The following is a 1543-nucleotide window of genomic DNA, read 5'->3' on the forward strand; positions in this document are numbered from 1 at the left end:
CCTTGACGAGATACTTTCGCTGTTAGGGTACGAAATAGATCTTGTAGAGTCACCGGCGGGAGTCATAGGGATTGGTGTAGAGGCGCAGCTCGCAAAGGCAAAGAAGATCGTCGAAGAGATTATGAATAAGGAGACATCAATACTTCCTCAGCAGGGAGACATTGAAAGCGAGAAATCATATCTGATCATTTTCTCGAAGCCTGAAGTGGAAATTGCCTCGCTCAACTCAATGATAGATGTTTTCGGTATGGATCTTGTTATCACGCCAATCTATGACAAGATTGTCGTTGTTGGAGATAGCGAGGATTTAAAGCTTTTCAACGGATTGTACGATCAGATACTTACTACCGAGAGCGTTGAAGGAGCCTTCGTATCAAGGGAGATTGCAGGGGTTCCTGGATGGGATTCCGAACGTCTTCTATCTTATCTGGGCGTAGTTCTTGGACCAGAAAAGACTGCAAATATCTCCTTCGTTCAGACGGCCAAAGGATACATAATCAGTTGCCCCGAGTCGATCGTTGAAAGAGTAGAGAACGAATTCGAGAGGCTGAGGGGAATCGAGAGTCCATCCTATTCGATAGAAAGCAAGATGCCTCAGATTGATGAAATCAATTCACTTCTTTCGAGGCTCGGCATCATTGTCGATATTCTGGAAGTCGACGACTATTTTGTAGTTGTTGGATCGGAATACAATGTTGCACGAGCAAAAGAACTCATATCGAAATTAGTTGAGGCTATCGGAGAGGACCCGGAATCTAAAGAAACTGTATTTGAGCTTTCTACAATCGAAAGCAAGGATTCGCAGGTTTTTGGTGAGATCTTCTCAAGCATTGGGATCGATGTTAGGTTGCTTGAATCCCCTTCCGGGGTCCTTGTAGTAGGTAGAGAAGAAGAGGTTTCGAAAGCAATAGAAACTTCCAAATCGATTCTCCAGAAGAGACCTTCTACGGCTTTAGCACAGGCTGTGTTTGAATTCGTGCCGGCAGCTTTCGAGGAAATAGGAGATTACTCCTTAATACTGGAGAAAATGGGCATCGATGCAGAGTTGCTTCCATCTCCGTCGGGTGTCATCGTAGTTGGATCGTCTGAAGAGGTCTCTAAAGCCAGAACGGCAGTTCAGACAATTCATGATCAGAAACAGGTATTCGATAGTACTGAAGATTCCAAGAACGTATCTACCTTCGTCCGAAGAGTTGCAGGCTGGAGCGACGAGGTATTCACCAGTTATCTCAGCGACTTCTTGGGCGAAGATTTATATTCTCGAATCTCTATTGCTCCAACAGTAAGTGGTTACATCGCCGTCGGACCCATTGATCTTCTTGAAACTATTGAAGCCGAGGTTGCGCGACTGAACGAAATTCAGGACCCCTACTTCATTGTGAAGCAGGGATTGACTCCTCTCGATCAGTTGGAACTGCTTATTGAAGCGCTAGGAATAAGAGTCGAAATTATCCCCGTTGAAGACAAATACTTGATCGTCGGAAATCATGACAGTGTTGTTCAAACGGGTGAGTTGATTGATCAGCTCATCGATGCTATATAC

General features: G+C 44.8%; 1 pseudogene. It reads left to right on the forward strand.

What is annotated here, in order from left to right:
• Window positions 1–1543 (forward strand): annotated as a pseudogene (locus BG32_RS06000) (type II secretory pathway, component HofQ); the annotation flags it as partial.

This window comes from Mesotoga sp. HF07.pep.5.2.highcov, assembly GCF_003666285.1.
In the GTDB taxonomy this organism is placed as follows: domain Bacteria; phylum Thermotogota; class Thermotogae; order Petrotogales; family Kosmotogaceae; genus Mesotoga; species Mesotoga prima.